General features: G+C 72.2%; 18 protein-coding genes. 13 read left to right on the plus strand and 5 right to left on the minus strand.

Annotation, left to right across the window (positions count from 1 at the left end; translation table 11 throughout):
* The first annotated feature begins 3 nt into the window (after positions 1 to 3).
* From IE262_RS07825 to IE262_RS07845, 5 genes are all read left to right on the plus strand, one after another.
* Positions 4 to 1122 (plus strand): CbiQ family ECF transporter T component, encoded by a 1119-nt coding sequence (locus IE262_RS07825; RefSeq protein WP_189872306.1) that lies wholly within the window; start codon positions 4 to 6, stop codon positions 1120 to 1122.
* Complete coding sequence (locus IE262_RS07830; protein WP_189872309.1) at positions 1119 to 2909, plus strand: ABC transporter ATP-binding protein; 1791 nt, start codon at positions 1119 to 1121, stop codon at positions 2907 to 2909. Before IE262_RS07825 ends, IE262_RS07830 begins: the two co-directional genes overlap by 4 nt.
* Positions 2906 to 3781 carry an ECF transporter S component gene (locus tag IE262_RS07835; protein WP_134031792.1) on the plus strand — a complete coding sequence of 292 codons (876 nt, stop codon included), beginning with the start codon at positions 2906 to 2908 and terminating at the stop codon, positions 3779 to 3781. Before IE262_RS07830 ends, IE262_RS07835 begins: the two co-directional genes overlap by 4 nt.
* 317 nt (positions 3782 to 4098) lie before the next feature.
* The gene (locus tag IE262_RS07840; RefSeq protein WP_134032883.1) at positions 4099 to 4518 is read left to right on the plus strand and encodes an aggregation-promoting factor C-terminal-like domain-containing protein; all 420 of its coding nucleotides are present in this window, start codon (positions 4099 to 4101) and stop codon (positions 4516 to 4518) included.
* Between the two features lie 49 nt (positions 4519 to 4567).
* Positions 4568 to 5200 carry a hypothetical protein gene (locus IE262_RS07845; protein WP_189872312.1) on the plus strand — a complete coding sequence of 211 codons (633 nt, stop codon included), beginning with the start codon at positions 4568 to 4570 and terminating at the stop codon, positions 5198 to 5200.
* 71 nt (positions 5201 to 5271) lie between these two features.
* Here the strand turns inward: IE262_RS07845 and IE262_RS07850 are convergent, their stop codons facing one another.
* Positions 5272 to 6441 (minus strand): steroid 3-ketoacyl-CoA thiolase, encoded by a 1170-nt coding sequence (locus tag IE262_RS07850; protein ID WP_134031786.1) that lies wholly within the window; start codon positions 6439 to 6441, stop codon positions 5272 to 5274.
* A gap of 285 nt (positions 6442 to 6726) precedes the next feature.
* Between IE262_RS07850 and IE262_RS07855 the strand changes: the two genes are divergently transcribed.
* A complete protein-coding gene (locus IE262_RS07855; RefSeq protein ID WP_189872315.1) occupies positions 6727 to 7962 on the plus strand; it encodes a cytochrome P450 in 1236 nt (411 codons plus the stop codon).
* Positions 7963 to 8157: 195 nt separating this feature from the next.
* Complete coding sequence (locus IE262_RS07860) at positions 8158 to 9774, plus strand: DUF8823 domain-containing protein (RefSeq protein ID WP_189872318.1); 1617 nt, start codon at positions 8158 to 8160, stop codon at positions 9772 to 9774.
* On the opposite strand, the gene IE262_RS07865 is transcribed toward IE262_RS07860, so the two are convergent.
* The gene (locus IE262_RS07865; RefSeq protein ID WP_189872320.1) at positions 9731 to 11752 is read right to left on the minus strand and encodes a bifunctional glycosyltransferase 87/phosphatase PAP2 family protein; all 2022 of its coding nucleotides are present in this window, start codon (positions 11750 to 11752) and stop codon (positions 9731 to 9733) included. The two genes, IE262_RS07860 and IE262_RS07865, sit on opposite strands and share 44 nt — an antisense overlap.
* Positions 11753 to 12028: 276 nt before the next feature.
* Here IE262_RS07865 and IE262_RS07870 point away from each other — a divergent pair, with 276 nt between their 5' ends.
* The gene (locus tag IE262_RS07870) at positions 12029 to 12706 is read left to right on the plus strand and encodes an O-methyltransferase (protein WP_134031774.1); all 678 of its coding nucleotides are present in this window, start codon (positions 12029 to 12031) and stop codon (positions 12704 to 12706) included.
* A gap of 40 nt (positions 12707 to 12746) precedes the next feature.
* Here the strand turns inward: IE262_RS07870 and IE262_RS07875 are convergent, their stop codons facing one another.
* Positions 12747 to 13142 carry an FHA domain-containing protein gene (locus tag IE262_RS07875; RefSeq protein WP_134031771.1) on the minus strand — a complete coding sequence of 132 codons (396 nt, stop codon included), beginning with the start codon at positions 13140 to 13142 and terminating at the stop codon, positions 12747 to 12749.
* A gap of 175 nt (positions 13143 to 13317) precedes the next feature.
* Between IE262_RS07875 and IE262_RS07880 the strand changes: the two genes are divergently transcribed.
* Together IE262_RS07880 and IE262_RS07885 are read left to right on the plus strand one after the other, a co-directional pair.
* Positions 13318 to 13734, plus strand: a complete 417-nt coding sequence (locus tag IE262_RS07880; protein WP_189872323.1) for a DnaJ family domain-containing protein — start codon at positions 13318 to 13320, stop codon at positions 13732 to 13734.
* A 74-nt stretch (positions 13735 to 13808) separates the two neighbouring features.
* A complete protein-coding gene (locus IE262_RS07885) occupies positions 13809 to 14354 on the plus strand; it encodes a GNAT family N-acetyltransferase (protein WP_373304988.1) in 546 nt (181 codons plus the stop codon).
* On the opposite strand, the gene IE262_RS07890 is transcribed toward IE262_RS07885, so the two are convergent.
* A complete protein-coding gene (locus tag IE262_RS07890; protein WP_229877147.1) occupies positions 14351 to 16555 on the minus strand; it encodes an MDR family MFS transporter in 2205 nt (734 codons plus the stop codon). The two genes, IE262_RS07885 and IE262_RS07890, sit on opposite strands and share 4 nt — an antisense overlap.
* 634 nt (positions 16556 to 17189) lie before the next feature.
* Here IE262_RS07890 and IE262_RS39390 point away from each other — a divergent pair.
* A complete protein-coding gene (locus IE262_RS39390; protein WP_229877148.1) occupies positions 17190 to 17777 on the plus strand; it encodes a peptidoglycan-binding domain-containing protein in 588 nt (195 codons plus the stop codon).
* A 7-nt stretch (positions 17778 to 17784) separates the two neighbouring features.
* Here the strand turns inward: IE262_RS39390 and IE262_RS07900 are convergent, their stop codons facing one another.
* Positions 17785 to 18444: an HAD family hydrolase gene (locus IE262_RS07900; RefSeq protein ID WP_189872328.1), complete on the minus strand. Its 660-nt coding sequence runs from the start codon at positions 18442 to 18444 to the stop codon at positions 17785 to 17787.
* A gap of 520 nt (positions 18445 to 18964) precedes the next feature.
* Here IE262_RS07900 and IE262_RS07905 point away from each other — a divergent pair.
* Positions 18965 to 19609, plus strand: coding sequence for an HNH endonuclease family protein (locus IE262_RS07905; RefSeq protein ID WP_189872330.1), 645 nt, complete (start codon positions 18965 to 18967; stop codon positions 19607 to 19609).
* A gap of 175 nt (positions 19610 to 19784) precedes the next feature.
* Positions 19785 to 21452 (plus strand): alkaline phosphatase D family protein, encoded by a 1668-nt coding sequence (locus tag IE262_RS07910; protein ID WP_189872332.1) that lies wholly within the window; start codon positions 19785 to 19787, stop codon positions 21450 to 21452.
* The last annotated feature ends 128 nt before the right edge of the window (positions 21453 to 21580 follow it).

Raw genomic sequence — 21580 nt, forward strand, 5'->3', positions numbered from 1 at the left:
ACCATGCGGACGAGGACGACGGGGACCCGGACGCTGCACCCCGGCGCCTGGTGGGTCTGGGCTCTGGGCCTCGGCACCGCCGCCTCCCGCACCACCAACCCCCTCCTGCTCACGCTTCTCGTCGCGGTGGCCGGTTACGTGGTGGCCACCCACCGCACGGACGCCCCCTGGTCCCGTTCGTACGCCGCCTTCGTCCGGCTCGCCCTGGCCGTCCTCCTGCTCCGGCTCGCCTTCGCCGTCGTCCTCGGCTCGCCCGTCCCCGGCAGCCACACGATCGTCACGCTCCCCGAACTCCCGCTCCCCCACTGGGCGCAGGGTGTCCGCGTCGGCGGCCGGGTCACCGCGGAGGGCCTGGTCTTCGCGCTGTACGACGGTCTGAAGCTGGCCGCGCTGCTCGTCTGCGTGGGTGCGGCGAACGCCCTCGCGAACCCGGCGCGGCTGCTGAAGTCGCTGCCGGCCGCGCTGTACGAGGTGGGCGTGGCGGTGGTCGTGGCGATGACGTTCGCACCGCATCTCGTCGCGGACGTGGGGCGGCTGCGGGCGGCACGGCGGCTGCGCGGGCGCCCGGACCGGGGACTGCGCGGGCTGGCCCAGGTGGTGCTGCCGGTGCTGGAGGGCGCGTTGGAACGTTCGGTGGCCCTCGCGGCGGCGATGGACGCGCGGGGGTACGGCCGCAGTGCCGAGGTGGCGCCCGCCGTGCGCCGCACCACGGCCGCGCTCACCCTCGGCGGCCTGCTCGGCGTCTGCGCGGGAACGTACGGCGTCCTCACCGCCGAGGGCGGCGGCTACGGTCTGCCCGTCCTGTTCGCGGGGCTCACCGTCGCGCTCGCCGGGCTGTGGCTGGGCGGCCGCCGCTCGCCGCGCACGCGCTACCGGCCGGATGCGTGGGGGCCGCGCGCCTGGCTGGTGTCCGCGTCCGGGGTCGCGGTGGCGGCCCTGCTGGTCGTCGCCGCCGCGTACGAACCGTCCGCGCTGCATCCCGGTGTCGTGCCGCTGGCGGCGCCGACGCTCCCTCTGTGGCCCATGGCGGCGATCCTGCTGGGTCTGCTGCCCGCGTTCACGGTGCCGGCCCCGCTGAAGGGCGCCCTGACGGCACCCCCGACTTCCGAGGAACCCGCATGATCCGCTTCGAGGATGTCTCCGTGACGTACGAGGGAGCGGCCGGACCCACCGTCCGGGGCGTCGACTTCGAGGTCCCCGAGGGTGAACTCGTCCTCCTGGCCGGCCCCTCGGGGGTCGGCAAGTCGACCGTGCTGGGCGCGGTGAGCGGTCTCGTGCCGCACTTCACGGGCGGTACGCTGCGGGGCCGGGTGACCGTCGCGGGCCGCGACACCCGCACCCACAAGCCACGTGAACTCGCCGACGTGGTGGGCACGGTGGGCCAGGACCCCCTCGCCCACTTCGTGACGGACACGGTCGAGGACGAGCTCGCCTACGGCATGGAGTCGCTGGGCCTCGCACCGGACGTGATGCGCAGGCGGGTGGAGGAGACCCTGGACCTGCTCGGCCTGGCCGCCCTCCGGGACCGCCCCATCGCCACCCTGTCCGGCGGTCAGCGGCAGCGCGTCGCCATCGGCTCCGTCCTCACCCCGCACCCCCGGGTCCTGGTCCTCGACGAGCCGACGTCCGCGCTGGACCCCGCCGCCGCGGAGGAGGTGCTGGCCGTGCTCCAACGGCTCGTCCACGACCTGGGGACGACCGTGCTGATGGCCGAACACCGTCTGGAGCGCGTCATCCAGTACGCGGACCAGGTGGCCCTGCTGCCCTCTCCGGGCGCGCCCCTGGTCCTCGGCACGCCGTCGGAGGTGATGGCGGTGTCTCCGGTGTACCCGCCGGTGGTGGACCTCGGGCGGCTGGCGGGCTGGACGCCGCTGCCGCTCACGGTACGGGACGCGCGGCGGCGGGCGGGGATCCTGCGGGAGCGGCTCGGTCGTGCGACGGCGCCGGGCGCTGTGGAGGTCCCGACGACGCCCGGCGCTGTGGAGGTCCCGACGACGCCCGGCGCTGAGGGTGTCCCGATGGCGCCCGGCGCCGAGGGCGTGAGGACCGGCGGGACCGTGCCGGAGCCGCCGCTGCCCACGGCTTCCCGGAAGCCGTCCCGCCGCCTCCGTTTCCTCCGCAAGCCCTCACCCCCCGCCATGGACGGCCCGGTTCCCGCCCACCCGGCGGTGGCCCACGCACTCACCGTCCGACGCGGCCGCGTCGAGGCGCTCCGCCGCGTCGGCCTCACCGTCGCCCCCGGCGAGACGATCGCCCTGATGGGCCGCAACGGGGCGGGAAAGTCCACGCTGCTCGGCGCACTGGCGGGCCTGGTGGAGCCGTCCGCCGGAACGGTGCGTGTGGGCGGGGCGGTTCCCCACCGCACGCCCCCGCGCGACCTCGTCCGCCGCGTCGGCCTCGTACCGCAGGAGCCGCGGGACCTGCTGTACGCCGACACGGTGGCCGCCGAGTGCGCGGCGGCCGACCGGGACGCGGGCGCCGCTCCGGGCGCATGCCGGACGCTGGTCACCGGTCTACTCCCCGGCATCGGCGACGACACACACCCGCGGGACCTGTCGGAGGGCCAGCGCCTCTCCCTCGCCCTGGCGGTGATCCTGACGGCCCGCCCGCCCCTGCTGCTGCTCGACGAGCCGACCCGCGGCCTGGACTACGCGGCGAAGGCCCGCCTGGTCGGGGTCCTGCGCTCGCTGGCGGCCGAGGGGCACTCCATCGTGCTGGCCACACACGATGTGGAACTGGCCGCCGAACTCGCCCACCGGGTGGTCCTGCTCGCGGACGGCGAGGTGATCGCCGACGGCCCCGCGGCGGACGTGGTGGTCACCTCCCCGTCCTTCGCCCCCCAGGTCGCCAAGATCCTGGCCCCGCAGAAGTGGCTCACGGTCACTCAGGTACGTAAGGCACTGGCATGACGGCGACCACTCGGGCCACCACCACTGCGAGAAACCTCCGGGAAGCTGCTCGGGCCCGCCCCGTCCGTCTGGGCCCCCGCTCCGTGGCCGCTCTCCTCCTCGTCAGCGCCGTGGGGGTCGCCGGCTTCGGCTGGCCCTTCCTCGCGCCGCCCGACGCGCAGGTGAACGCCCACGCCCAGGACGCCCCCTGGCTCTTCGCGGGCCTGCTGGTCCTGCTGGTGGCCGTCGTCGCCGCCACGATCGCGGAGTCGGGGCTCGGGCCGAAGGCGGTCGCCATGCTCGGGGTACTGGCCGCGGCGGGGGCGGCGCTGCGGCCGCTCGGGGCCGGAACCGCCGGGATCGAGCCGATGTTCTTCCTGATGGTGCTGAGCGGCCGTGTCCTCGGTCCGGGCTTCGGCTTCGTCCTCGGATCGGTCACGATGTTCGCGTCAGCGCTGCTCACCGGCGGGATGGGCCCCTGGATGCCCTTCCAGATGCTCGCCATGGGCTGGTTCACGATGGGGGCGGGCCTGCTGCCGGGCCCGGACCGCCTCCGGGGCCGGTCCGAACTCGCCCTCCTCGCCGTGTACGGGTTCCTCGCCGCCTTCGCCTACGGCACCGTCATGAACCTCGCCGGCTGGCCCTTCCTGCACCAGCTCGCGTCCACGGTCGCCTTCGCCCCGGACGCCGCGCTCGGCACGAACCTGACCCGCTTCCTCGCGTACTGTCTGGCCACATCGCTCGGCTGGGACCTGGGCAGGGCCGCCGTCACCGTCGCCCTGACCCTCTCCCTCGGCGCGCCCGTCCTCAAGGCCCTGCGCCGTGCCACACGCCGGGCCGCATTCGAGGCTCCGGTCACATTCGAGCCGACTGGCTGCGGGCCCAATGCGTGAACCGCCCCACAGCACACAGATCACAAACGAAGCAGGGTCGTAGATCGCCAAGGGTGGCACATGGGCGCCCGCACCCAGTGTGACCTGCGCATAGAGAGTCAAGTTCCCTGTCACCCTTCGCTGAGCACGCGACTCTAACTAGCCCAAAAGCGTAGATCACGGACATGTGCCCGACCCGCTTTTCTAGTGGGCGTCGCGCGGCGCCGACTCGCCCCACCCGGGCCACGGCGTCGGCGCATGACCGCGCCGCACGGGCACACCGACCACGCGGCGCGGGCATGCCGGCGACAGTCCTGTTCCCGACGAAAGGCATCCCGATGTCCGTCTCGACCGTCCTCCGTCCCGCCACCACCCCGAAGAAGGCCCTCGCCGTCGCAGCGGCGGCAGCCACCGCCGCCGGCACCCTGCTCACCGCCACACCCGCGCAGGCCGCGCCGGAGAACTCTCCCGCCCGGTCCCGGGCGGTCGCGAAGAAGATGATCGGCGAGCGGGACCAGTACCGGTGCTTCGCCAGGATCGTCGACCGCGAGAGCGACTGGCGCGTGACCGCGACCAACGCCTCCAGCGGCGCCTACGGTCTCGTCCAGGCCCTGCCCGGCTCGAAGATGGCCTCGGCGGGCCGGGACTGGAGAACCAACCCGGCCACCCAGATCAAATGGGGTATGAGATACATGAACAACCGCTACGGCAGCCCGTGCGGCGCCTGGAGGTTCTGGCGGGCCAACGGCTGGTACTGAGCACGGTCACTCCGCCCGGTTGTCGGTGGCGGCTGGCAGGCTGACCGGCATGGAACAGCGAGCGCAGCGCGCGTCGGCCCGCATCGTCGTCGTCGACCCGGACCTCGGCGCCCAGTGCGACCGGGCGGAGCACCACCTTCTGGCACCCTTGGCCGAATCGCCCCGTGGGACCCACGATCACGCACTGTTCACCGACGGGCTCGCGGCTTTTCGGCGGATCCGTGCGGAACTCGCCGAGGCCGTGGCCCGGGGGCCGCGGGTGTGGACGCCGAACGGCCGCTGGGAGCACGTGGGCCTGCGCATCGCCGACATACCGGCGAGGGAAACGGACGTGCTGTACGCGCTGCTGCGTGAACTGTCCGCGGCCCTCGCCTCACCGACGGACATTCCGGGCCTCCGGGACGCCTCGGGGACCGTCGCGGCGTTGCGCGGCACGATCCCGTCGGCAGACGGGCCGGGTGCGGACACCGCGGCCGGCCTGGTCGGCGCGCTGGCGCGGGTGCTCGCGCTGGTGGATCTGGTCCCCGATGCCGACACAGCCGTCCTCTTCGCGGCGCTGGAGGCAGCCGGGGGCGAGGACGTACGGCTGACCTCCGCGCAGGAGGACGCGTGGCAGCGTCTCGCCCACCGGGTCACCATGCTCCTGACGGAGTCCGAGCCCCTCCACCGGTTCCTGTACTGACCCGGCCTGGCCCGGCCCCTGCCCCGGCGCTCCACCGGCCAGCGCTACAGCCGCTACAACCGCTACAACCGCTACAACCGCTGAATGATCGTCCCCGTGGCCAGTCCCCCGCCCGCGCACATCGTGATCAGCGCGAACTCCCTGTCCGTGCGCTCCAGTTCGTGCAGTGCGGTCGTGATGAGCCGTGCGCCCGTCGCCCCCACGGGGTGACCCAGCGCGATCGCGCCGCCGTTCACGTTCACCTTCGCCAGGTCCTGCTCGAAGACCTGTGCCCAGCTCAGCACCACGGACGCGAACGCCTCGTTGATCTCGACCACGTCGATGTCCTTGAGCGACATCCCGGCCTTCCCCAGCACCGCCCGCGTCGCGTCGATCGGCCCGTCGAGGTGGAAGTGCGGGTCCGACCCCACCAGCGCCTGCGCGACCACACGTGCCCGCGGCCGGAGCTTCAGCGCCCGCGCCATCCGCTTCGAGGTCCACAGGAGCGCGGCCGCGCCATCGCTGATCTGCGACGAGTTGCCCGCCGTGTGCACCGCCGTCGGCATGATCGGCTTCAGGCGCGCCAGCGCTTCCCGCGACGTGTCGCGCAGCCCCTCGTCCCGGTCGACGAGGCGCCACATGCCCTGCCCTGCCCGCTGTTCGTCCTCCGTGGTGGGCACCTGCACGGCGAACGTCTCCCGTTTGAAGCGCTCCTCCGCCCAGGCGACGGCCGCCCGCTCCTGGGACAGCAGCCCCAGCGCGTCGACGTTCTCCCGCGTCAGCCCCCGGTTCCGGGCGATCCGCTCCGCCGCCTCGAACTGGTTGGGCAGGTCCACGTTCCACTCGTCGGGGAAGGGCTTGCCCGGACCGTGCTTGGACGCCGATCCCAGCGGCACCCGAGACATCGCCTCGACACCGCACGAAATGCCCACATCGATCACGCCCGCGGCGACCATGTTGGCCACCATGTGGGAGGCCTGCTGCGAGGAGCCGCACTGGCAGTCCACCGTCGTCGCCGCGGTCTCGTACGGCAGGCCCATGGTCAGCCAGGCCGTCCGCGCCGGGTTCATGGACTGCTCGCCGGCGTGGGTCACCGTGCCGCCGACGATCTGCTCGACGCAGTCGGCCTGGATGCCGGTACGGCCGAGGAGTTCGCGGTAGGTCTCGCCCAGGAGATAGGCGGGGTGCAGGTTGGCGAGCGCGCCGCCGCGCTTGCCGATGGGGGTGCGTACGGCTTCGACGATCACGGGTTCCGCGGCCATGGGGGCTCCTCTGCTCGGTTACCCGCGCGGCGCGGGGCGTCCCGGCCCGACCCGCCACGCAGAACTAGTACGCGTTCTAGTTCTGTTGGCAGTGTGCTGACGGCGTGTCCGCCGCCGCAAGGGTCGTGCAGCCACCAGCGGGCTCCAGCAGGCTCCGATGGCTTGATCTGCACGAGTTCCGCACGCAATTGAGGCACCCACGCCTCTTGCGACTTGTAGAACCGGTTACTACCGTCTCCGCACATCCTCCTAACTGATGGGCCGTCAGAACGACGGGAGTCGCGCATGCCCTGTCCAGCGCTGCCCGACGGGTTCGACTTCACCGACCCCGATCTGCTGCACCACCGCGTTCCGCTGCCGGAGTACGCCGAACTGCGCCGGGCCGAACCGGTCCGCTGGATCGCACAGCCGCACGGCCTGGCCGGCTTCGACGACGACGGCTACTGGGCCGTCACCCGGCACGCGGACGTCAAGTACGTCTCCACGCACCCGGAGCTCTTCTCCTCGTACCTCAACACGGCGATCATCCGCTTCAACGAGCACATCGAACGCGACGCCATCGACGCCCAGCGCCTGATCCTGCTCAACATGGACCCGCCCGAGCACACCCGGGTCCGCCAGATCGTGCAGCGCGTCTTCACCCCGCGCGCCATCCGCGCCCTGGAGGACGCCCTGCGCACCCGCGCCCACAGCATCGCCCAGGACGCGCTGGCGCAGCCCGGACCGTTCGACTTCGTCACCCGGATCGCCTGCGAACTGCCCCTCCAGGCCATCGCCGAGCTCATCGGCATCCCGCAGGACGACCGCGCCAAGATCTTCGACTGGTCCAACAAGATGATCGCGTACGACGATCCGGAGTACGCGATCACCGAGGAGGTCGGCCAGGAGTCCGCCACCGAACTCATCGCCTACGCCATGAACATGGCCGCCGACCGCAAGCAGTGCCCGGCCGAGGACATCGTCACCACGCTGGTGGCCGCCGAGGACGAGGGCAACCTCGCCTCGGACGAGTTCGGCTTCTTCGTCCTGATGCTGGCCGTCGCGGGCAACGAGACCACCCGCAACGCCATCACCCACGGCATGCACGCCTTCCTCACCCACCCCGACCAGTGGGAGCTCTACAAACGGGAGCGCCCGGCGACGGCCGCCGAGGAGATCGTCCGCTGGGCCACCCCGGTGAACTCCTTCCAGCGCACCGCCACCCAGGACACCGAACTCGGCGGGCAGCTGATCAGGAAGGGCGACCGGGTCGGGCTCTTCTACGCCGCCGCCAACCACGACCCCGAGGTCTTCGAGAACCCGGACGCCTTCGACATCACCCGCGACCCCAACCCGCACCTCGGTTTCGGCGGCGGAGGCCCGCACTTCTGCCTCGGCAAGTCCCTGGCCGTCCTGGAGATCGACCTGATCTTCCACGCGGTCGCCGACGCGCTGCCGAACCTCAGGCCCGCGGGCGACCCGCGGCGCCTGCGCTCCGCCTGGATCAACGGCATCAAGGAACTCCAGGTCAGCGCGGACTGAGCGGCTCAGGTCACCCGTACCCGGGCCGACGGCTTCCCGGCTCCGTCGGCCCGCACGCCAGAGCCGGACGAGAACCAGAGCACCCTGTTCACGTCAAACACGCACGACCGTGAACGATCTGACGCCGTTCCACGTCTTCGACTGTGGCATCGTCACACCCGTCATCTCGAAGACCCCGAACGGAACCCCTGAGCCGTGGCCCCTGCCGAACTCTCCGTCGTCCGGCCGGACCTCACGGCCACGCGCTGGAAGCGTCCCTTCCGCACCCTGTGGGAGCGCTACCGCGTGCCGTTCCTGGCCACGGCCCCCACGCTCCCGCTGTACGCGGTGTGGTACCTGTTCCTCGCCACCGGCGGCGGGGACCTCGCGGCCCAGCAGGCGTGGGCGGAGTTCGTGTCACGGCACGGCGGATCGGCGTACAACCTCTTCTGGTACGGGGGGATGCACACCGCCAACTACAGCCTGATCTCGCCCTATCTGATGGCCGCGGCCGGGGTGCGCACGGTCACCGTGGTGTCCGGTCTGGTCGCGTCCTGGCTCGCGGCCGTCCTCGTCGAACGGGCGGGCGTACGGCGGCCCGTGGGCCCCGCGCTCCTGGCGTCGCTCGCGCTGTGGTGCAACGTCGCCTCCGGCCGCTCCACCTTCGCGCTGGGCACCGCCCTCGGCCTCGCCGCCTGCCTGCTGCTGACCCGCGAGCGGCGGGTCGTGCTAGCGGCGGCCTACGCGGCGCTCGCGACGATGGCGAGCCCGGTGGCGGGTCTGTTCCTGGCGGTGGTGGGCACGGGTTTCCTCGTCGTACGGGACTGGGGGCGGGCCGCGGCGCTGCTGGTGCCGCCGGCGGTGGTCGTGGGGGCGACCACGCTGTTCTTCCCGTTCACCGGCGAGCAGTTGATGCCGCCCGGGCGGATCTGGCCGCCCGTACTGCTCGGGCTGACCGTGACGGCGCTGGCCCCGCGGAGCTGGCGGGTGGCGCGATGGTCCGGGGTCGTCTACGCGACCGGGACCGTGCTCGTGTACCTGGTCGCCTCCCCCATCGGCACGAACGTCGAGCGGTTCGCCGAGCTGTTCGCGCCGGCCGTGCTGCTCGCCGCGCTGCTCACGGTGCGGGGACTGCGCCGGAATCTGCTGATCGCGGTCCTCGTTTTCGCCGTGGGCTGGGTCGGCAAGAAGACGGTCGACGACCTGAAGGTGTCCACGACCGTGCCCGCGTGGGCCGCCGACACCCGGGGCGTCGTCCAGGCGCTGAAGCGGGCCGGCGCCGACCGCACCCGCGTCGAGGTGGTCCCCGCCCGCAACCACCGCGAGGCCACCGCTCTCGCTCCGCACATGAACCTGGCGCGCGGCTGGAACCGCCAGCTCGACATGGAGCGCGGCCGTCTCTTCTACGACGGCACCTTCTCGGAGGCCACCTACCGCGCCTGGCTTGACCGCTGGGCCGTTGGCTTCGTCGTCCTGCCGCTGGGCAAGCCGGACGGGTTCGCCGAGGACGAGGCGCGGCTGGTGCGTGAGGAGCGGCCCGACTGGCTGGAGCCGGTGTGGCGGGACGCGCACTGGCGGGTGTACCGGGTGCGCGGGGCCGTACCGCTCGTCTCGGCCCCCGCGACCGTCGTACGGACCACGAGCGCCTCCGTCGACCTGCGGATGGCGCGCTCCGGTTCGGTGACCGTGCGGGTGGCGTACTCGCCATGGCTGCGCGTCGACGGCGGATGCCTGACGCGGGACGGCGAGTTCACACGGCTGACGGTGACCGAGCCGGGCGCGTACCGGATCAGCTCGGAGTACGGTCCATCGCCGTCTCCCGGTCGCTGCTGACCTCCGCCGTCTTCGTCACCGTACGGGCGCGCGGGCCCTGGAGCAGGTACGTCAGCCCGAAGCCGCCGCCCACCACGACCGCGCCGCCGACCGCGTCCAGCACCCAGTGGTTGCCGGTCGCCACGATCGCCAGGGCCGTGAAGAACGGGTGCAGCAGACCCAGCGCCTTCATCCACCACTTGGGCACCAGCATCGCGATCACCAGACCGCACCACAGGGACCAGCCGAAGTGCAGCGACGGCATCGCCGCGTACTGGTTCGTCAGCGCGGTCAGCGAGCCGTAGTCGGGCTGGGAGAAGTCCTGCACGCCGTGCACGGTGTCGATGATCCCGAGGTTCGGCATCAGGCGCGGCGGCGCCAGCGGGTACAGCCAGAAGCCGAGCAGCGCGAGCAGGGTGGCGAAGCCGAGGGACGAGCGCGCCCAGCGGTAGTCGACCGGGCGGCGGACGTAGAGGACGGCGAGGACCGCCAGCGGCACGACGAAGTGGAACGACGTGTAGTAGAAGTCGAAGAAGCCCCGCAGCCAGTCGATCTTCACCACGGTGTGGTTGACCCAGTACTCGATGTCGATGAACAGGGCCTTCTCGATGTCGAGGATCTCCTGGCCGTGTTCCTCGGCGGTGGCCCGTCCGCCGGTCGCCGCGAGCCGGACCTGCGAGTAGGCGGCGTAGGTGACGCGGATCAGCAGCAGTTCGAGCAGCAGGTTCGGGCGGGTGAGGACGCGGCGCAGGAACGGCAGGAGCGGGACGTGCTGGAAGCGCGTGGGGACCGGTGCCGCGTAGTCGGTCGGGATCGGCGACTGGTAGTGGGGCGAGGTCCGGGACAGGAACGGCACGACCAGGGCGGCGGCGAGCGCGGCCAGCAGGACGACGTTGTCACGCAGCGGGTACAGGGCCGCCATGTTCGGCAGCATCATCTTGGCGGGCAGCGTCATCACGAGGATGACGGCGACCGGCCACAGGTACCGGTCGGAGGCCTTCCGGCCCACCCGGCCGACCACCGCGAGCAGCACCCACAGCAGCTGGTGCTGCCAGGTCGTGGGCGACACGGCGATCGCGACACAGCCGGTGATCGCGACCGCGAGCAGCAGCTGCCCGTCGCGTGCGTACCGCACGGCCCGCCGCAGGCCGGCCACGGCGACGGCGGCGCCCAGCACCAGGAACAGGCCGATCTCCAGCGGGCCGGTGAGGCCGAGCCTGAGCAGCGCGCCGTGCAGGGACTGGTTGGCGAGGTCGTCCGCCGCGCCACCGAGGCCGACACCCGCGAGGTGGTGCACCCAGTAGGTGTACGAGTCCTGCGGCATCGCCGCCCAGGCGAGCGCGGTGCATGCGGCGAACGTGATCCCGGTGGACGCGGCGGCACGCCGGCGCCCGGTGAACCACAGCAGCCCCGTGAACAGCAGCACGGTCGGCTGGAAGGCGGCCGCGACCCCTATGAGCACCCCGCTCGTCCGCTCCCCCCGGACGGCGAAGCACCCGGCCAGCACGAGCAGCACCGGGATGATGCTGGTCTGGCCCAGATACAGGGCGTTGCGCACCGGCAGCGACAGCAGAAGCAGGCTGACCGCGACGGGCGCGGCGAGCAGGGCGGTACGGCGGGAGGTGGGCCCCGGCAGGGCGCGGGCCGCGATCAGGCCCAGGGCGACGACCAGGAGCAGTGTGCCGAAGGTCCAGCCCCAGCCGAGGGCCTGCTCAGCGGAACGGGTCAGCGGTTTGAGGACGAGCCCGCCGAACGGTGTGCCCGTGAACCGGGTCGAGTCGTACAGCGAGCCCGTCACATGGAGTACGCCGTCGGGACCGACCCAGGTCTCCAGATCCGTCAGCCGCTCCCCCTTGGGCGTACTCAGCACGACGGCGACCTGACGCACAGTCAGGACGGCGACGACGAGCCACAGGACGGCACGGACCGCCCCCAGCCTCGTCGCCACCACGCCCGCCCCGAAGGCACTCCCCGGTCTGCTCTGCTCCGCGTTCGCCACGCCCCGTCGACCCTCCCGCCCCGCTTATCCCGTATGCCACGATGTGCGCACCCTAAGAACTACCTCAGAGCCTCGCACTGCCCCAGGTGTGAGACGCAGGCAACCCCCACTTCACCTGACGTCTTCCCCGCTTTGGTCCGGATGACGATAGTGCGCGGAGGGTTGCGTTCACCCATGCGAGGCGACACAGATCACAGCGGGGCGCCCCGGGGCGCGGGTCGCGCCCCGGCGAGAGAAAGCCGGCCACGCTGACCGGACGGACGAAAGGCATGGTGCATGAGCAGCAGCGAGTCGAAGCTCTGGAACGACGTCGACGCCTACTTCTCCACCCTTCTCGCACCGGAGGACGAGGCGCTGACCGCCGCGCTGCGCGACAGCGACGCGGCCGGGCTCCCGCACATCAACGTCGCCCCCAACCAGGGCAAGTTGCTCCAGCTCCTGGCCCAGGTCCAGGGCGCTCGCCGCATCCTGGAGTTCGGCACACTCGGCGGCTACAGCACGATCTGGCTGGCCCGCGCGCTTCCCGAGGACGGCCGGCTGATCAGCTTCGAGTACGAGGTCCGGCACGCGGAGGTGGCCCGCCGCAACCTGGACCGCGCCGGTCTCAGCCGGCTCGTCGAGGTGCGGGTGGGCCCCGCTCTGGAGTCGCTGCCGAAACTGGCCGACGAGAACCCGGAGCCGTTCGACTTCGTCTTCATCGACGCCGACAAGGCCAACAACCGGAACTACGTCGAGTGGGCCCTCAAGCTCACCCGTCCCGGCGCGCTGATCGTCCTCGACAACGTCGTCCGCGGTGGCCGCATCGCCGACGCCGGCAGCGACGACCCCGGCATCCGTGGCACCCGGGCCGCACTGGAGCTGATCGCCTCCCACCCGAGGGTGAGCGGCACGGCGGTGCAGACGGTGGGCAGCAAGGGGCACGACGGCTTCGCGCTGGCCCGGGTGCTGGACTGAAGCGCGGGCCCTCCCGGCCTTCTCAAGCCTCCCGACCTTCTCAGGCCTCGTGGTAGAAGCCCACATTGACGCTGCGCGGGGCGGTGCGGTCCCGGATGACGAGTTCGCCCGAGCTGCCGCGCGGGAGCGTGACGGTGCCGCCGTACGGCAGCGGCTGCGCCTGCCGGCCGGCCGGCGTCAGGCTCACCTCGGAGGACGGCTCGGCGTGCGTGCCGCGCAGCCAGGTCACCTGCCAGCCGCCGTCGGGCCCGCACAGGAACTCCAGGTGGACCCGGGAGACGAACAGCCAGTCGTCGGGTGTGGCGAGCCGGCACACGGTCTTGTCGCGGCCCACCCGCAGCACCGTGCCCGGTTCGCTGGGCGCTTCGGCCATCAGCATCCCGGCCGTCGCCCCGGTGTCCTCCTCGGAGACCGAGGCCATGGTGAGTTCGAGCACGTGCGCTCCTTCTGGGTCACGGGTTCCGGTCTGCGCGTCCCGCAGCCCAGAGGATCCGATAATCGCTTCGCGGCGCACGCTCCGCGCACCGCCGCCGCATGATAAATCGCCGACTCGGCGGCCCGGGCCCTTGAGATCCATCAGAAGGGCCCGGCGACTCGGGCACAATGGGGGCATGACCGAGCGAAAGCCACCGGGTGTCAGCTTCGAGTCCTTTGTCGACAAACAGATCCGGGACGCGCAGGCGCGCGGCGAGTTCGCGACGCTTCCCGGCGCCGGGAAACCACTGAGCGGCGACGACACGTCGTACGACGAACTGTGGTGGATCAAGCAGAAGATGGCCCGCGAGGGCATGTCGGTCCTGCCGCCGACACTCGCCCTGCGCAAGGAGGCCGAGGACGCGCTCGCGGCCGCCGCGTCGGCCCCCTCCGAACGGCTCGTGCGGAAGATCATCACTGAGGTCAACACGAAGATCCGCGACATGATGTTCAAGCCCCCACCGGGCCCGCCCCTGGGCCTCAAGCCGTACGACGTGGAAGAACTCGTCCGGCAGTGGCGCGAGCGCCGTGGGCGGGAGCGCGGCGAGAGCTGAGCGCGCGGTCAGTGCGTGCCCCGCTCCCGGTCGGCGAATAATCGTTTGCGGTCGATCGGTGCACCCTCCCGACAATGACCCGCATGTCCTCCACCACGACCACCGCCTGGTCCATCGCCCCGGAGCCCCATGACTCCCCCGCCGCCGTCGCGCTCTGGCGGGCGTACTACACGGAGGTCAGCGACCGCTGGTACCTGCTGCACGAGGGGCGCCGGACGGACCCGGACGAGCTGGAGCGCGAGGTCGCGGCGGACAGCGGGGACTACCTGGCCCCGCCCGGCGGGCTGCTGCTGGTGGCGCGGTACGGGGGCGAGCCCCTGGGCACCGCGGGCGTACGGATGCTGGACCCGGTCACGGCGGAGCTCAAGCGGGTCTTCCTGCACGAGCGGGCGCGGGGCAGGGGCGGGGCCGCGCTGCTCGTGACCGCCGCCGAGGACGCGGCCCGCGACCTGGGTGCCGAGCGGATGGTGCTGGACACCCGCAACGACCTGGTGGAGGCCCGCGCCCTGTACACCCGGCTCGGCTACGAGGAGACCGAGCCCCACAACCAGCAACTCTACGCCGAGCACTGGTTCCGGAAGGACCTGTTCCGGAAGGACCTGTTGCGAAACGACCTCTAGAGGTTGTCACCGATGGGGCGGCGCTTGGCCCCGCCGTGCGGTCGGCTGCCCGGGCCGTCGTGGGGCCGTTCCTCGTCGGAGCCGCACAGCTCGGCGTTCAGTTCCGCCACCAGCTGCGCGAGGTCGGTGGGGCGGTCCGGCCCCCACCAGTCGCCGAGGAGTTCGGCGAGGGACTCCTCGCGGGCCCGGACCAGCCGGTCGGCGGCCTCAAGGCCGGTGTCGGTGAGCTCCAGTTCGAGCCCCTGGCGGCGGACGAGACGGCGCTCCTCGACCTGACGGGACGCGGCGAGGACGACGTCCAGCGGCACGGTGCGGCCCTCGGCCAGCAGCGCGGGCTCGGCCCGGCCGTACTTCCTGATCCGCAGCAGCAGCCAGCTCGCCGCCGGCAGCAGGTCGTAGCCCGCTCGCGCGGTGATCTTCTCGTAGATCTCCCGCCGCCCCTCCCGGGACCCGAGCAGCGACAGGGCCCGGCACACCTCGTCGTACGACGACCTCTGGACCGGGTTGGTCGCGAGCGTCTCGCTGATGTCCGGCGCCGTCACCGAGCCCCGCAGCCGGTCCTCGTGCAGGAACCAGGCCAGCACGAAGCCGAGGAAGGTGACCGGCACCGCGTACACGAAGACCGCGGTGATCGAGGACGAGAACGCGTGGAGGGCGTCGGCGCGGAGGGCGGGCGGGAGTTTGGCGATGCCGTGCGGGTCGGCGCGCAGCGTGGCCGGAGTGACGCCGGGCGGCAGACGGGCGCCTCCGAGCGCCGCCGCGAGCTTGTCGCCCAGGCGGCTCGCGAAGACCGTGCCGAAGATGGCCACGCCGAAGGAGGCCCCGATGGCGCGGAAGAAGGTCGCGCCGGACGTGGCGACGCCCAGGTCCTCGTACGGCACCGCGTTCTGCACGATCAGCACCAGTACCTGCATGACGAGGCCGAGGCCCACTCCGAAGACGAAGAAGTACGCGCTGGTCTCGCCGACGGAGCTGTACTCGTCGAGCTGGTGGAGCAGCAGCAGACCGACGGTCGTGACGGCGGTGCCCGCGATCGGGAACACCTTCCAGCGGCCGGTTCGGCTGACGAGCTGCCCGGAGGTGGTGGAGGCCAGCAGCATGCCCAGCACCATCGGCAGCATGTGGACGCCGGACATGGTCGGCGAGACGCCGTGGACGACCTGGAGGAACGTCGGCAGGTACGTCAGCGCGCCGAACATGGCGAAGCCGACGACGAAACTGATGACGGCGGACAGCGTGAACGTCCGGATCCGGAACAGCTTCAGCGGCAGGACGGGCTCGGCGGCCCGGCGCTCCACGGCGACGAAGCAGGCGGCGAGGACCACCCCGAGCACGGCCAGCGCGATGATCTGCGGCGACCCCCATCCCCAGGTGGTGCCGCCGAGGGAGGCGACGAGCACCAGGCAGGTGGCGACGGACGCGATGAGGAACGTACCGAGGTAGTCGATGACGTGCCGTGCGGCGCCGACGGGCACACGCAGCACGGTGGCGATCACGACGAGCGCGACGATCCCGACCGGCAGGTTGACGTAGAACACCCAGCGCCAGCTCAGATGCTCGGTGAACAGCCCTCCGAGCAGCGGCCCGAGCACGCTGGTCGCGCCGAACACAGCCCCGAACAGCCCCTGGTACTTGCCTCGTTCACGCGGTGGGACGATGTCGCCGACGATCGCCATGGACAGCACGATGAGCCCGCCGCCACCGAGTCCCTGGAGCGCCCGGAAGCCGATCAGCTGGGGCATGCTCTGCGCCATTCCGCACAGCGCGGACCCGACGAGGAAGATGACGATGGCCGTCTGGAACAGCCGCTTGCGGCCGTACTGGTCACCGAGCTTCCCCCACAGCGGCGTGGCCGCGGTCGAGGCCAGCAGATACGCGGTGACCACCCAGGACAGGTGCTCCAGGCCGCCCAGATCGCTGACGATCGTCGGCAGCGCGGTCGACACGATGGTCTGATCGAGCGCGGCGAGCAGCAGGCCCAGCAGCAGGGCACTGATGGAGACGAGGACACCGCGGTTCGTGCGTTCCGTGGTGGCGGCCCCGGGCCGCACCGGGGAGGTGCTCGCGCTCCCGGCGGCCCCGCCGGTCACCTCCGAGCCAGGCGACGCGCCCGACGGAGGCGACGCACCCGACGTGCCGGATGCCTCCGAGGCGCCCGACGCGCCGGACGCACCCGAGGTTCCCGGCGTTCCTGACGTCATGAACACCTCCCGAGGCGCGAGCGTCCTGCGGAGCCCGGTCCCGGGCTTCTTCCTCCATCGTGGCCGGTGTGACCGGTTATGGCCTGTTGAGCCCCGGCGGAGTCTGTGATTCCGGGATGTCTGGGAGATTCTGTGGGCGAGATCTGCATAATCTCTGGAGATCGCGCGGGGAGGGACCACACGTGAGTGAAGCAAGCGGCAACGGCGGCGATCCGCACCGCCGCATCTGCCCGAAGTGCGCGGCGCCGCGCACGCTGGACGGCACTCCGTCCTGCTCGTGCAACCGCCGCGCCTCGGAGGCCCTGCGCGACGCGCGCACGGCGGAGGCGGCGGCAGCCGAGGACTTCGACCCGTTACGCATACGCCCGTACGTCGAACTGGGCGGCGAGCCGGAGAAAACCCCGGCCGACGCGCCCCCGTCGACCGCGCGGCAACCCGACGACGTCCCCACCCTGGCCATGCCGGTGGCGTCCACGACGACCCGCCCCGACTCGGCCGACGTACGCCTCTTCGAGCACAGCACCCCGGAACCCGCCGAGCCCGAACCCGAGCCCGAGACCGGGTCCGCCAAGCCCGGGCACACGGAGGCCACGCCCCCGTCGCCTCCCGAGCACGCCCCCCGCGCAATCGCCGCGTGCCGCTCGCCCTCGCCGGAGCCGTCGCGACCGTGCTGGCCGCCGCGGGCTTCGCCGGGGGTCTCTTCTCGTACGACACACCCACCCGCGACCACGCGCTGCCGGACGACCTGCGGGCGAGCGTCCCGGACACGTCGGCGGACGACGAGGCATCGTCGGAACCCTCCGGGGCGACGCCATCGGGGGCCCCCGCGACGAACGCCCCGCCCGCGCCTTCGCCCACGAGCCCGAGCGCGTCCCCGTCCACGCCCGACGGCTCGGCACGCCCCTCCTCCTCGCCGAGCCCGACGCCGAGCGCCCCCTCCCCCAGCGTCACCTCCTCGGAGTCCCCCGGTTCCGAGGAGGTCGGCGAAGAACGCAGCTCCCGGACGCTGCGTCTCGGCGACGACGGCCCCGAGGTCAGCGAGCTCCAGCTCCGCCTCCGGCAGGTGGCCGTCTACTTCGGCGACATCGACGAGAGCTTCGACGAACAGGTCGAAGCAGCGGTACGCCGGTACCAGTTCACCCGTGACATCGACGAGGACGACCGGGGCGTGTACGGCGCGGCGACGAGGGAGCGGCTGGAGTCGGAAACCGAGGAGCCCTAGGCAGGGGTCACCCCACCCGCACCCGTATCCCGGCCCCGTCGGACACGTCCACCGTCACCCCCGTGAGATCCGGCACCCACACATCCGGCCGGTGAACCCGGGACCGGGGCCCCACGCCGACCACGCGCATCCCCGCGGAGCGCCCCGCCGAGATGCCCGCCGCCGAATCCTCGAAGACCAGACAGTCCGCTGGAGCGACCCCCAACTCGGCGGCCCCCTTCAGGAACCCCTCGGGGTCGGGCTTGCTCGCCCCCACGGACTCCGCGGTGACCCGCACACCTGGCATCGGCAACCCGGCGGCGCCCATCCGCGCGGTGGCCAACGCGACATTCGCCGAGGTCACGAGCGCATGCGGCACATCGGTCAGCGAGGCCAGGAACGCCGCCGCCCCCGGAATCTCCACGACACCGTCCACGTCCGCGGTCTCCTCGGCGAGCATCCGCGCGTTGTCCGCGTGGTTCTGCTCCATGGGCCGGTGCGGCAGCAGGACGGCCATCGAGGCGTACCCCTGCCGCCCGTGCACCACCTTCATGACCTCGTCGCCGTCGAGCCCGTGCCGATCGGCCCAGCGGCGCCAGATCCGCTCCACGACGGCGTCCGAGTTGACGAGGGTGCCGTCCATGTCGAGCAGGAGGGCGCGGGCGGTCAGAACGGTGGTGGCCGTCATCGGCGTGCTCCAGGAGACGGGAAGGGGGCCGCGAACGGCCCCGGAAGGACAAGGTGACCCCGCCCGCCGGTCAGGGAAAACGGGCGAGGGCCACTTTGTTCCTTCACGATACAAAATGGAGCCGCACCACGCCACCACTCCCGACCTGGGCTTTCACGGAAGGCGCACGCCGAGTTCACCCACGAGCTCACCCGCGGACCGGGCAGCCCCCCGCCGCAGCCGGCAGCGCACCCACCCTGTCCGCCGCGTTCCCGTCACGGGTCCACCGCCGGACGCCGGCTCAGCTCAGCACCCGCACCCGCACCCGCGCCCCGAAACCCCTACCGCGCCTTCCCGCCCGCGGCGAAGTGGCATGTCAGAGGCTCGCCCCGAAATCCGACAGGAACCTGCACACGCCAAGGGCTTGTTTCTGTCATGAGCGCGTCACTAACTTCTCACCGAACGCTTACCCGAAGGAAACAGAGCGCCGCGAGAGTTCCGGTGCTCACACCTAACCACCCTCACCCCCAAGGGAGTTCGCATGCGCAAGTTCTACGCGCGTCGACGGCTCAGTGTACTCGCTGCCATCACCGGCCTCGTCGCCATGGCGGGCCTTTTCAACAGCCCGAGCGCCTCCGCCGCGCTCCCGACCCCGGTCAGCGGCGCCACCGCCCGGTCCTACCTCGCCTCCCTGAACGTGGCGACCGAGGACCGCACGGGCTACAGCCGTGACCTGTTCCCGCACTGGATCACCATCAGCGGCGCCTGCAACACCCGCGAGACGGTCCTCAAGCGCGACGGCTCGAACGTCGTCACCGACTCCGCCTGCGCCGCCACCAGCGGCAGCTGGTACTCCCCGTACGACGGCGCCACCTGGTCCGCCGCCTCCGACGTCGACATCGACCACGTGGTGCCGCTCGCCGAGGCCTGGGACTCCGGCGCGAGCAGGTGGAGCACCTCCCAGCGCCAGTCGTTCGCCAACGACCTGACCCGCCCCCAGCTCATCGCCGTCACGGACAACGTGAACCAGGCGAAGGGCGACCAGGACCCGGCCACCTGGATGCCCTCGCGCACCGCGTACCGCTGCACCTACGCCCGCGCCTGGGTCCAGGTGAAGTACTACTACAACCTGTCGGTCGACTCGGCCGAGAAGAGCGCGCTGACCAACTACCTGGCCGGCTGCTGAACCGTTCCTCCACCCCCCGGCCGGGCGCCGAGCCCGTCCGGACCGTGACGCCGCGGTGAGCCCGGGCCTTCCCTGCGCCCGCCCGGGCCTCACCCGGCAGTCGGCACCGGCGGAACCTCCCCGCTCCACTCCGTCGTTCCGTACCGTACGGGTCGACGAAGGAAGGTGATCGCCGATGGCGGGGCTGCGACTGGGGCCGCTGCTGAGATACGTGGACGGCTCGTCCGCGACCGTATGGATCGAGACGAGCCGTCCGTGCACCGCCGAGGTGCGCTGCGCCGACGGAACACACGGCGAGGCCCGCACCTTCCAAGTGGCGGGCCACCACTACGCGTTGGTCCCGGTGACCGGTCTGCGTCCCGGCACGGCGTCGACGTACGAGGTCCTCCTCGACGGCACCCCCGTGTGGCCCCTGCCCGACTCGCCCTTCCCGCCCTCCGAGATCCGCACGCCCGACGGGGACGGTCTCCGCGTCGCCTTCGGCTCCTGCCGCTGGGCCGCCCCTCCCGCCCATGAGGCGGACCCGGTGGGCCCGGACGCCCTGGACACCCTCGCCGCCCGTATCGCCGCCGACCCCACGGCGACACGCCCCGATGTGCTCCTGCTGCTGGGCGACCAGGTGTACGCGGACGAGACGTCCGACGCCACCCGCCGCTGGCTCGCCGCCCGCCGCGACCTCACCGAACCGCCCGGCGACCAGGTCGCGGACTACGAGGAGTACACGCATCTCTACTACGAGTCCTGGCTCGACCCGGAGGTGCGCTGGCTGCTGTCCACCGTTCCCAGCTGCATGATCTTCGACGACCACGACGTCATCGACGACTGGAACACCAGCGCCTCCTGGCTCGCCGACATGCGGGCCACCCCCTGGTGGCGCGAGCGGCTGCTGAGCGGCCTGGTGTCGTACTGGGTGCACCAGCACCTCGGCAACCTGTCCCCCGCCGAGCTGGCCGCCGACCCGCTGTACGCCGCCGTCCGCGCGTCCGCCGACGCCACGGACCTGCTGCGCGCGCACGCCTCCCTGGCCGACAAGGACCCCTCCGCGGTCCGCTGGAGCTACCGGCGCGACTTCGGGCGGGTCCGGGTGGTCATGGTCGACACCCGGGCGGCGCGCGTCCTGGAGGAGGGCAGCCGGTCGATGCTGCACCCGGCCGAGGAACGGTGGCTGCGCGAGCAGGTGCTGGACACACCCGGCTCGTACGACCACCTCCTCATCGGCACCTCCCTGCCCTGGCTGCTGCCCCACCTCGTGCACGACGCCGAGGCGTGGAACGCCGCCCTGTGCCGGGGCGAGCGCGGCGGGCGCTGGGCGCGGTTCGGGGAGGATCTGCGGCGGCGGGCGGACCTGGAGCACTGGGCCGCGTTCCCGGCGTCGTTCGAGGCGCTGGCCGGGCTCGTCGCCGAGGCGGGGTCGGGCGAGCGGGCCCCGGCGACCGTGTGCGTGCTCTCCGGCGACGTGCACCACGCGTACGTCGCGGAACCCTCCTGGCCCGAGGGGGGCGGCCCCGGCTCCCGTGTGCTCCAGCTGACCTGCTCGCCCGTGCACAACTCGATCCCGCTGTCGATCCGGCTCGGCTTCCGCTTCGGCTGGAGCGGTGTGGGGCGCGCCCTGGGCCGCTGGTTCGCGCGGCACGGTCGCGGTGAGCGGCCCTCCATCGACTGGCGGCGGACGGGCGGGCCGTGGTTCGGCAACCAGTTGATGACCCTGACCCTGCGCGGCCGCTCGGCCCGGCTGCGGCTCGACCAGGCCCGGGCGTCCCGGAACGGCAGACCCCGCCTGGAGACGGTGACGGAGTACGAACTCGCCCCCGATACCTCACCCTCTATAACTCACCCCCGATAACTCGGCCCCGATAACTCGACCCCCGATAACCGTCTTGCGCCCGTTTGCCTCATACGTTCATGTGTCAGTTCTGTTGCCCCTGATGCTCGTGAGGCATCCCACACCCGGTGTCCTCAGGTCTCGGCTCC

This window comes from Streptomyces bluensis (assembly GCF_014650715.1).
GTDB lineage: Bacteria > Actinomycetota > Actinomycetes > Streptomycetales > Streptomycetaceae > Streptomyces > Streptomyces bluensis.